General features: G+C 72.8%; 12 protein-coding genes. 3 read left to right on the top strand and 9 right to left on the bottom strand.

What is annotated here, in order from left to right; translation table 11 throughout:
- Positions 1 to 546 (top strand): thioesterase family protein (locus AC2W7G_RS04515; RefSeq protein WP_485867387.1); only part of this gene is annotated, 546 nt, incomplete at its 5' end.
- 26 nt (positions 547 to 572) lie between these two features.
- On the opposite strand, the gene AC2W7G_RS04510 is transcribed toward AC2W7G_RS04515, so the two are convergent.
- From AC2W7G_RS04510 to AC2W7G_RS04500, 3 genes are read right to left on the bottom strand one after another with little or no spacing between them, the layout of a single operon-like run.
- On the bottom strand, positions 573 to 1,139 hold the full coding sequence (locus AC2W7G_RS04510; protein ID WP_485867386.1) for a TIGR03086 family metal-binding protein: 567 nt from the start codon (positions 1,137 to 1,139) through the stop codon (positions 573 to 575).
- Positions 1,136 to 1,624 (bottom strand): SRPBCC family protein, encoded by a 489-nt coding sequence (locus tag AC2W7G_RS04505; RefSeq protein WP_485867385.1) that lies wholly within the window; start codon positions 1,622 to 1,624, stop codon positions 1,136 to 1,138. Before AC2W7G_RS04505 ends, AC2W7G_RS04510 begins: the two co-directional genes overlap by 4 nt.
- The gene (locus AC2W7G_RS04500) at positions 1,621 to 1,983 is read right to left on the bottom strand and encodes an ArsR/SmtB family transcription factor (RefSeq protein WP_485867384.1); all 363 of its coding nucleotides are present in this window, start codon (positions 1,981 to 1,983) and stop codon (positions 1,621 to 1,623) included. The genes AC2W7G_RS04505 and AC2W7G_RS04500 overlap by 4 nt, the downstream gene beginning before the upstream one ends.
- Before the next feature lie 98 nt (positions 1,984 to 2,081).
- Between AC2W7G_RS04500 and AC2W7G_RS04495 the strand changes: the two genes are divergently transcribed.
- Positions 2,082 to 2,582, top strand: a complete 501-nt coding sequence (locus AC2W7G_RS04495; protein ID WP_485867383.1) for a hypothetical protein — start codon at positions 2,082 to 2,084, stop codon at positions 2,580 to 2,582.
- Between the two features lie 117 nt (positions 2,583 to 2,699).
- On the opposite strand, the gene AC2W7G_RS04490 is transcribed toward AC2W7G_RS04495, so the two are convergent.
- The 6 genes from AC2W7G_RS04490 to AC2W7G_RS04465 form a co-directional block, all read right to left on the bottom strand.
- Positions 2,700 to 2,927: a hypothetical protein gene (locus AC2W7G_RS04490; RefSeq protein ID WP_485867382.1), complete on the bottom strand. Its 228-nt coding sequence runs from the start codon at positions 2,925 to 2,927 to the stop codon at positions 2,700 to 2,702.
- 336 nt (positions 2,928 to 3,263) lie between these two features.
- Complete coding sequence (locus AC2W7G_RS04485; protein ID WP_485867381.1) at positions 3,264 to 4,718, bottom strand: MFS transporter; 1,455 nt, start codon at positions 4,716 to 4,718, stop codon at positions 3,264 to 3,266.
- A 72-nt stretch (positions 4,719 to 4,790) separates the two neighbouring features.
- Entirely contained in the window at positions 4,791 to 7,094 is a 2,304-nt protein-coding gene (locus tag AC2W7G_RS04480; protein WP_485867380.1) for an MMPL family transporter, read from the bottom strand.
- Between the two features lie 29 nt (positions 7,095 to 7,123).
- Positions 7,124 to 7,687 (bottom strand): TetR/AcrR family transcriptional regulator, encoded by a 564-nt coding sequence (locus AC2W7G_RS04475; RefSeq protein ID WP_485867379.1) that lies wholly within the window; start codon positions 7,685 to 7,687, stop codon positions 7,124 to 7,126.
- Between the two features lie 78 nt (positions 7,688 to 7,765).
- Positions 7,766 to 8,653: an oxygen-dependent tRNA uridine(34) hydroxylase TrhO gene (gene trhO, locus AC2W7G_RS04470; protein WP_485867378.1), complete on the bottom strand. Its 888-nt coding sequence runs from the start codon at positions 8,651 to 8,653 to the stop codon at positions 7,766 to 7,768.
- Between the two features lie 34 nt (positions 8,654 to 8,687).
- Complete coding sequence (locus AC2W7G_RS04465; protein WP_485867377.1) at positions 8,688 to 9,188, bottom strand: hypothetical protein; 501 nt, start codon at positions 9,186 to 9,188, stop codon at positions 8,688 to 8,690.
- A 22-nt stretch (positions 9,189 to 9,210) separates the two neighbouring features.
- On the opposite strand from AC2W7G_RS04465, the gene AC2W7G_RS04460 reads away from it, so the two are divergent.
- Positions 9,211 to 9,693 (top strand): amidase family protein (locus tag AC2W7G_RS04460; RefSeq protein WP_485867376.1); only part of this gene is annotated, 483 nt, incomplete at its 3' end.

The following is a 9,693-nucleotide window of genomic DNA, read 5'->3' as shown; positions in this document are numbered from 1 at the left end:
CGAGGTCGTCGGCCCGGACGCACGATCGAGCTGGTCGAGGAGACGATGTCCCAGGGCGGACGTGACGCGGTGCGGCTGCGCGCCTGGCTGCTGCAACCGGGCGACACGAGCGCCGTCGCCGGCTCCGCGCTGGAGCCGATCGACCCGCCGGAGGCGCTCGAGCCGTGGCCGCGTCCGAGGTCTGGCCCCGGCGGCTTCATCGCCTCAACCCAGGTGCGCCGCCGCCAGCACGCGCCCGGACGCGCGCAGGTGTGGGTGCGCACGGACGTGCCGCTGGCCGACGAGCCGGTCAGCGACACGGCCCGTCTGGCCGGGCTGCTCGACGTCGCCAACGGCATGACCGTGCGCCAGGACCCGCGCGCGGTCGCGTTCCCCAACGTCGACCTCACCGCCCACCTGCTGCGTCCGCCGTCGGGCGCGTGGCTCGGGCTGGACACGCGCGTCGCGTTCGGCTCGGGCGGGCTGGGCGTGACGACGAGCGTCCTGCACGACCTCGACGGGCCGTTCGGCACGTCCAGCCAGTCGCTCACCGTCCGGCCCGGCTGAACCCTGTCGAAGCACCCTCGCCAGGCTCAGGGAGCCGAGGGCGGGCGCCAGGCGGGGTCGCGGCCGATGAACCCGAGCAGCCGGTCCTGCACCGGCGCGTCGTCGGGCACCGGCACCGCCGGCCCGTACTGGCCCGACGACCGGAGGACGTCCTCGATCGGCTGCATGCCGCGCAGCAGGGCAGCGCAGAAGTCGGGGTCGAGGGTGTCGTCCTGGCCGGTGGCGCGGGCCAGGTCCCACGTGTGCATGAAGACGTCGGCGACGTAGAAGTCCTCGACGACCTTCCCGAGCGGTCGCGTGCCGGCGTGCGGGTGGGTGAAGTCCTGCTCGGCCCGGGGCGACTCGAGCAGCGCCTGGACGCGGTCGGCGTGCACCGACCACGCGGCCACCGGGTCGTCCTGGACCGACGGCACCGGCCCGAGCTCGACGCCTCCGGCCGACAGGAAGCCCGGCAGCCAGGTCACGAGGTGGTCGACGACGTCGCGCGCCACCCAGCCGGCGACGGGAGTGGGGGCGTCCCAGTCGCGGACGCCCGCCACCCGATCGCCGAACGGCGCGGCGACGCGCCGGTGCCACGCGGCGGGGCCGGTCACCGCACCTGCCCGTCGGCGAGCAGCGCGTCCAGCTTGGCGTAGCCGTCGTTGACGCCACCCTCCATGCCGCTGCGCAGCCACGCGTCGCGACCCTCCATGCTGTCGCACAGCGACTGGGTGCGCAGGCGGGTGCGGCCGTCGCCGAGGTCCTCGAACGTCATGGTCTCCAGCGACACCTCGTCGGGCATCCCCTCGAAGGTGAACGTCTGCACGATGCGGTCGTCGCGCACCTCGTGGAAGCAGCCGTGGAAGCCGAACTCCATGCCGTCGTGGGCGTTGACGAAGCGCCAGCCGCCGCCGGTGCGGGCGTCCCAGTGGTCGATGCGGGTCTCGATGCCGTGCGGCCCGACCCAGCGGGCGAAGAGGTCGGGATCGAGGTGCGCCCGCAGCAGCTGGGCCGGCGTCGCGGCGAACTCGCGGGTGATGCGGATGATCGGCAGGGTCGGGTCGGCCTCGATGGCGGCCTCGGCGTGCGTGGTGGTCATGATGCGTCCTTCTTCTTCTGCGGGGTCTCCTGCTGCTCGGGGGCGTCCATCTCGGCGAGCACCGCGTCGAGGCGCTGGTAGCGCTCCTCGGCCCGGCGCCGGTAGCGCTCGATCCATCCGGTCATGAGGTCGAGCACCTCCGCCTCGAGGTGGACCGGACGGGTCTGCGCCCTCCGCCCGCGCGACACCAGGCCGGCGTCCTCGAGCACCTTGAGGTGCTTGGAGACCGCCTGGACGCTGACGTCGTACGGCTCCGCGAGCCGGCCGACCGTGGCGTCGCCGTCGGCGAGCCGGGCGACCATGTCGCGGCGGGTGGGGTCCGCCAGGGCGGCGAAGACCTTGGAGAGCTGGTCCGTCATGTCTTCCTCAACTGTTCGGTTGACAACGACGGTACGCCCGCCGACCGGCGTTCGTCAACCACTTGGTTGAGGAACGTCCGGCGTGGCCTACTGGCCCCGTGACCGACGGCTTCGACGCACTGCTGGCCGGCCGCGGGGGGCTGACCTACGAGCAGCTCGACGCCGCGGCCGAGCGGCTGCAGACGCTCGTGACCGACACCGCCGTCGCGCAGATCGGCCGTCGCCTGGCCCACGAGTTCGACATCCAGGTCTCGACCGACCGCGCGCCGCGGCTCTCCCCGCCCGACGGCTACCGGCGTCCGGCCGCCGGGGCGTCACGACGTACGTCGTCCGCGCGCTCGCGCTCGTCCCGCCCGGCGCAGGCCGAGGTGCGCGTGACCGTGTGGCCCGCCCTCGGGGGTGCGGACGTCAGCGACCTGCTCCTGCTCCGCGAGGGCACCGACCGGTCGCTGCCCATCGACGTCCGCGACGTCCACCCGCAGCCGGTCGACTCGCTGCGGGACCGGCTCAACGGGTTCGTGGCCGAGCAGGTCGCGTCGGTGCTCGCCGAGCTCAACGTCGCGATGCAGCGTGCCTGGCTGCAGGGCGGACGCGACTAGCCCCGTCCCTCACCCCGCTCCGGCTCCCCCGAGAAGTGGACGGAAAGGCACCACGATCGCGCGGATCGTGGTGCCTTTGCGTCCACTTCTCGGCGGCGCCGCGGCACGGTGAGGGAGCTAGGCGGGGTCGACGGGCTGGCGCAGCCCCCGCTCGGGGATCACCTCGTCGTGCATCCGTGCCAGCACGGGCGCCTCGTCGTCCAACGGTCCGACGTGCAGCGTCTGGACGCAGCGCCCCTCGTGCAGCGTCTCCCAGCGGACGTCGTCCAGCCGCGCCGGCGCGCGCCGGTGGGCGACCCGCTCGCGTGCGGGCTCGAGCAGCTCGGCCGGCACCCAGTCGGGCACGAGGATCAGCAGCGTCCAGTCCCAGGCGGACTTGTCGCGCGCGGTGGTGAACGCCCGCCAGTCGTCGGCCCACCAGAGCCCCTCGAGCGGCGGGACGACGTAGTCGCGGCCCAGCGCGTCCCGGCTCGCGAACTTCAGCGCGTACGCCAGCGGGTACAGCGCCTCGGTGGCGGCGGCGAAGGCCGGGCCATTCGGGTCGCCGTGCCCGTCGACGGCCCCGCGAAGTCATCCCACCCGAGCCCCGCGCCGCCGAGATGTGTGAAGAAACCGACCTGTTCCGGCCCGCGAGGGGTCGATACCTTCACACATCTCGGCAGCGCTCGGCTGGGGTGAGGGTCAGGCGTCCTCGGCGGTCAGCGGCTTGGCGATGTTCTCCAGCGACTGGCCCTCGGCCCGGACGCCCAGGAAGATCGCGACCACGCCGGCCGCCGTCATGAGCGCGGCGCCGATGAAGTAGCCGGGCGCGATGCCGGTGATGTCGCCGCTCTCGCTCGCCGCGTCGATGAGCCGGCCGAACAGCAGCGGCCCGGCGATGCCGCCCAGCGCGGTGCCGATCGCGTAGAAGAAGGCGATGCACAGCGCCCGCGTCTCCATCGGGAAGACCTCGCTGGCCGTCAGGTACGCCGAGCTGGCGCCGGCCGAGGCGATGAAGAAGATGACCATGCCGAAGAGGGTCAGCGTCAGGGCGCTGAGGTCGCCCAGCAGCAGCCCGGCCACGGCGAGCAGCAGGCCGGACGCGATGTAGGTGCCCGAGATCATCGGGATGCGCCCGACCTTGTCGAACAGCGGGCCCAGCGCCAGCGCGCCGACGAAGTTGCTCAGCGCGAACGCGGCCACGTAGTAGCCGGTCTGCTTCACGTCCAGGAAGGTCGACAGGGTGTCGGCGTAGGTGAAGAAGAAGGCGTTGTAGAGGAAGGCCTGGCCGGCGAACAGCGACAGGCACAGGATCGTGCGCTTGGGGTACAGCGTGAAGACCGTGCGGGCGATCTCGGGGACGCTGATCGTGCGCCGCTGACGGATGGTGATCGTCTCGTCGACCGGCTCGAGGGTGACGTCGTCCTCGCGCTCGACGGTGTCCTCGATGTCGCGGACGATGCGCTCGGCCTCGTCCTCACGGCCGTGGATGAACAGCCAGCGCGGGCTCTCGGGGACGTTGCGACGCACCCACAGCACGGCCAGGCCGAGGAACGCGCCCAACGCGAAGGCCAGTCGCCAGCCGAGGCCGGCGTCGATGATGTTCGGGTCGGTCAGCGGGATGGTCAGCAGCGCACCGCCGGCCGCGCCGAGCCAGTACGAGCCGTTGATCGTGATGTCGATCCGGCCGCGGTAGCGGGCCGGGATGAGCTCGTCGATGGCCGAGTTGATCGCGGCGTACTCACCGCCGATGCCCGCGCCGGTGAGGAAGCGGCACGCCAGGTACCAGGTCAGGTTCATCGAGAACGCCGTCAGGACGGTGCCGGTCAGGTAGACGACGAGCGTCACGATGAACAGCTTCTTGCGGCCGAACCGGTCGGTGAGCTGGCCGAAGAACAGCGCCCCCAGGCACGAGCCGGTCACGTAGATCGCGCCGGCCAGGCCGATGTCGGAGCTCGACAGCCCGAGGCCGTCGTCGGACTTCAGCACCTCCGAGAGGTTGCCGACGATCGTGACCTCGAGGCCGTCGAGGATCCAGACGGTCCCGAGTCCGATGATGATGAGCCAGTGCCACCGCGCCCAGGGCAGGCGGTCCATGCGCGCCGGGACGTCGGTCGTGATGCGCCCGAGCTCGGCGCTCTTCCCCCGTGTGGTCATGGCTCGGTTGTATGCCCCCAGCACGACGCCCGCACCTCGGCAGCGAGGTGCGGCGTCGGGGGCGGGGGCGGGTCAGGCCTCGGGGTCGGCGTGCTTCCCGCCGGCGCCGATGGGCGTGGCCTCGCCGTCGCCGGCGTGCTTGGCGCCGTCGTGGTCGCCGGTGCGGACGCCGGTGTGCTTCTCCAGCGACTCACCCTCGACGTCGAGGTTCGGCATGACCTTGTCCAGCCAGCGCGGCAGCCACCACATGCGGTCGCCGAGCAGGGCCATGAACGCCGGGACGAGCGTCATGCGCACCAGGAACGCGTCGGCCAGGATGCCGACGGCCAGCGCGAAGCCGATCGTCTTGATGATGACGTCGTCGCCCAGCGCGAAGGAGCCGAAGACGCCGATCATGATCGCCGCGGCGGCGGTCACGACGCGGGCACCGTGCTGGAACCCGTGGACGACCGAGCCGAGCGCGTCGCGGCCGTGCGTGTACTCCTCGCGCATCCGCGAGACCAGGAAGACCTCGTAGTCCATCGCCAGGCCGAACAGGATGCCGGTGAGCAGCAGCGGCAGCATGAACAGGATCGGTCCGGCCTTGTCGACGCCGACCAGGTCGGCCAGCCAGCCCCACTGGAAGACCGCGACGGTGGCGCCGAGCGAGATGCCGACGGTCAGCAGGAAGCCGACGACGGCCTTGAGCGGCACCAGGATCGAGCGGAACACCAGCGCCAGCAGGACGAACGCCAGGCCGACGACGACCAGCAGGTACTTCGGGAAGGCGTTGGCCAGCTCCTCGGCCACGTCGACGCCGATGGCGGTCTGGCCCGAGACGTAGACCGTCGCGCCGGTGTCGGACTCCACGGAGTCGACGGCGTCGCGCAGCTCGTGCACGAGGTCCTGGGTGTCGGCGTCGGACGGGCCGCTCTGCGGGATCACCGTGACGGTCGCGTACTGGACGGCCTCCAGCTGCTGGGCGAACGCGGCGGCAGCCTGCTCGTCCTGCGGGTCGGCGACCGGCGGGACGACCGTGGCGACGTCCTTCTCGACGCCCGTCACGGCCTCGACCGTGGCGTCGACCGCGGCCTGCGGGTCGTCGGCGCCCTTCGTGTCGACGATGACCAGCAGGGGGCCGTTGACGCCGGCGCCGAAGTTCTCGGCGATGAGGTCGTAGGCCTCGCGCGGGCCGCTGCCCTCGGCGGCGGTGCCATCGTCGGGCAGGGCCAGCTGCATCGAGGCGACCGGGACCGACGCGATCGCGGCCAGGGCCACGCCGACGACGAAGACGGGGACCTTGTGCTTGGTGACCAGGTCGGCCCAGCGGCGTCCGTTGGTGCGTCCGGCCTGCGGGTCCTCGGGGTCGCGGGCCTTGAGGAACGGGAGCTTGCCGCCCACGACCCGGCGCTTGGCGAAGCCGAAGATGGCCGGCAGCAGCGTCAACGCGATGAGCACCGCGACGGCGACGGTGGCCGCGGCGGCCAGGCCCATCTCGGTGAGGAAGGAGATGTCCACGACCGACAGCCCGGCCAGCGCGATGACGACGGTGAGGCCGGCGAAGATGACCGCGGAGCCGGCGGTGCCGACGGAGCGCGCCGCGGCCTCCTCCGGGTCGCGGCCGACGTGGATCTCGTGGCGGTAGCGCGACACGATGAACAGCGCGTAGTCGATGCCGACGGCCAGGCCGAGCATCGTGGCCAGGATCGGCGTGGTCGAGCCGAGGTCCACGAAGCCGGTGAGCGTGGTGATGCCCGCGATGCCGATGCCGACGCCGATGAGCGCGGTCAGCAGCGGCATGCCGGCCACGAGCAGCGAGCCGAAGGTGATGACCAGCACGACGAGCGCGATGACGACGCCCATGGCCTCGGTGGCGCCGGTGTGCGGGATCTCCTGCAGCGCGTCACCGCCGATGTGGACGGTCAGGCCGGCGTCCTCCGCGGCCTGCGGGGCGTCCTCGAGGGCCTCCCGGTCGGCCGCCTTCAGCTCGATCGACGGCTTGTCGTAGGTGACGGTCGCGTAGGCGACCGTGCCGTCCTTCGAGACCGTGCCGGTCGTGAACGGGTCGGTCGTCGACACGACGCTGCCGGTCCGCACCGCCGCGAGCGTGTCGGTGACGAGCTGCTTGTTCTCACCCTCGGTGAGCGTCTCGCCGGCCGGCGCCTGGAACGCGATGCGGGCCGTGGCGCCGTCGGGCGCGGCGTCGGGCGTCCGGTCGGTGATCAGCTCGAAGGCCTCGGTCGACTCCAGGCCGGGCATGCTGAACTCGTCGGACGTCTTGCCCGACAGGGTGCCGGCGCCGACGCCGGCGAGCACCAGCAGCGCGAGCCAGGACGCGACCACGGTCTTGCGGTGGCGGAACGACCACCGACCGAGTCGGTACAGGTACCAGGCCATGAAGGGTCTCCTCGTGGGATGTGCGGGGGTCAGTGGACGCCGAGGGCCGGCAGCAGCACGGACTCGACGTAGTCGCGGACGTACTCGTCGGTGAGCTCGCCGGCCATCACCGCGTCGTGCAGGACGAAGGGGGCCACGAGCAGCACCGCCAGGTGGCGCAGGCCGGGGACGTCGGCCGCGACCTCGCCGCGCTCGACCGCGCGCTGCACGACGAGGCCGACCCGGTCGGTCGCCGGGCGGACGACCCGGTCGCGGATCGCCTCGGCCAGCTCGGCGTCCGTGCGGGTCGCGGTCAGCAGCGCGCCGATGAGCTCGGCCTCGTCGGTCACCTTGGGCTCGCGCGGCGCGAACATCTCGAGCAGGTCGCCGCGCAGCGTCCCGGTGTCCGGCAGCCCCTCGTCCAGGGTGGCGAAGCAGCTCAGCGCGTCCACCACGAGGGCGGTCTTGCTGCCCCACTGGCGGTAGAGCGTGGCCTTGCTGGAGCGGGTCGCGTCGGCGACCTGGTCCATCGTCACCTTGTCGAAGCCGTGCTCGGCCACGAGCGCGAGCGCGCCGGAGAAGATCTCCTCGCGACGCTCCGGTGACCAGGCCATGATGCTCCCGACGCTCGATACGAAACAGTTTCGTTTCGAGGTTAGGCGCGGGTCAGCGGCGGCACAACGTGAGCGTCGTCACCCGTGGGCCGGGCAGCGCCGGGCCACCTCGGCGCAGGCGTCGCAGCGGACGAACTGCGCCACGCACGACCCCAGGTCGCAGTCGCGGACCTCCCGCGTCGGTGCCTGGCAGCGGTCGCAGCGCGCCACGACGGCCGTGCGGTCGCTGAAGTCGGTGCGGTCGCGGCCGTCGAAGACGTACAGCGACCCCTCCCACAGCCCGTCGTCGCCGAACGCCTCGCCGTAGCGGACGATGCCGCCGTCGAGCTGGTAGACCTGCTCGAACCCGCGGCGGCGCATGAGCGGCGTCAGCACCTCGCAGCGGATGCCGCCGGTGCAGTAGGTGACGACCGGCTTGTCCTTGAGGTGGTCGTAGGCCCCGCTGTCGAGCAGCTCGACGAACTCGCGGGTGGTCGACACCGGCGGCCGCACCGCGCCCTTGAACCGGCCGAGCTCGGACTCGACGGCGTTGCGGCCGTCGAAGAAGACGACGTCCTCGCGCTCGACCAGCTCGTGCAGCTGCTGGGGCGTCAGCGGGGTCCCGCCGTCGACGACGCCGTCCTCGTCGACCTCGAGCTCCTCGGGGACGCCGAACGTGACCAGCTCGTCGCGGGCGCGCACGCGCAGGCGCGGGAAGTCCGACGTCGTCCCGTCGGGCAGCAGCGGGCTGCCGTCGCTCCACTTGACGTCGAGGTCGCGGAACGGCCGGTACGCACGGGTGCCGTGGACGTACCGCTTGAGGACGTCGACGTCGCCGCCGAGGGTCCCGTTGATGCCGTGCGGGGAGACGATGATGCGGCCCTTGAGCCCCAGCGACTCGCACAGGGTGTGCTGCCACAGCCGGACCGCCTCGGGGTCGGCCAGCGGCCGGAACGCGTAGTACAGGATCACCTTCGGCGTGGCCACGCCGGAAGTCTAGGAGCCGGTCGCCACGGCCCACTCACGGCGCTCGTCGCCGTCCCAGCGACGCAGCCCGGACGCCTTGCCGGCCAGGTCGCGCGGCCGCTCGAAGAGCGCGTCCAGGGCGGCGTCGACCTGCGCGCCGGTGAGGTGCCGGGCGAGGGTGACGTGCGGGGTCCAGCGGTCGGCAGGCGTTGTCGCGCACGTGCTCGCCGGACGCGACGAGCGCCGCGACCTCGTGCTGCAGCGCGAGCAGCCCGAGGCTGGGCACGACCGAGCGGCACAGGACGAACGTGCGGCGGCCGAAGAGCAGCCAGCCGCCAAGCCGCACCTCCAGCCCGGCAGGCGGCGCCAGGTCGTGCAGCGCCTGCTCGGCGTCGGTGGTGAGCGCGTCGGCAACGGCGAGCGTGGCGTGGGGCCGGTTGGACGCCCCGCGGTGCCGGGCCTGGCTGGGCAGGCCCGCCTCGGCGAGCAGCGTCCACTCGCGGCGCACCTCGTCCTCGAGGGCCGCGTCGAGCAGCAGCTCCACGGACTGGACCACGAGGTCACCCTACGCTCGCGGCATGACCGAGCTGCACGACCTCAGCGCGATCGAGATGGCCCGCCTGCTGCGCGAGCGGGAGGTGTCGTCGGTCGAGCTGGTCGCGCACCACCTCGAGCGGGTGGACGTCCACGGCCCGCGGCTGGGCGCGTTCGTCACCGTCACCCCGGAGCGGGCGCTGGACCGGGCGGCGGCCGCGGACGCCCTGCTGGCCACCGGCGACGCTCCCCCGTTCTGCGGCGTCCCGACCGCGTTCAAGGACCTCACGTCCACCCGAGGCGTGCGCACGACGCTCGGCTCACGACTCATGGCCGAGCAGGTGCCGGACGTCGACGCCTACGTCGTGGAGCTGGTCGAGGGCGCGGGCTTCGTGAGCCTGGGCAAGACCAACACCCCGGAGGTCGGGCTCTCGTCGTACACCGACAACGACGTCGTCGGCCCGGCCGCGACCCCGTGGGACGTCACCCGCAACGCCGGCGGGTCGAGCGGCGGCGCGGCCGCGGCG

Source organism: Aeromicrobium sp. PFPM2_SD2 (assembly GCF_057364525.1).
Note: the sequence above shows the minus strand (reverse complement) of the source record. Positions and strands in the feature narration are given on the sequence as shown.

What these genes read in the sequence shown, in the direction of transcription:
- AC2W7G_RS04505 (WP_485867385.1), bottom strand. Translation starts at nt 1,624, where the DNA reads ATGACCACCACGCACGCCGAGGCCGCCATCGAGGCCGACCCGACCCTG.
- AC2W7G_RS04500 (WP_485867384.1), bottom strand. Translation starts at nt 1,983, where the DNA reads ATGACGGACCAGCTCTCCAAGGTCTTCGCCGCCCTGGCGGACCCCACC.
- AC2W7G_RS04485 (WP_485867381.1), bottom strand. Translation starts at nt 4,718, where the DNA reads ATGACCACACGGGGGAAGAGCGCCGAGCTCGGGCGCATCACGACCGAC.
- AC2W7G_RS04480 (WP_485867380.1), bottom strand. Translation starts at nt 7,094, where the DNA reads ATGGCCTGGTACCTGTACCGACTCGGTCGGTGGTCGTTCCGCCACCGC.
- AC2W7G_RS04475 (WP_485867379.1), bottom strand. Translation starts at nt 7,687, where the DNA reads ATGGCCTGGTCACCGGAGCGTCGCGAGGAGATCTTCTCCGGCGCGCTC.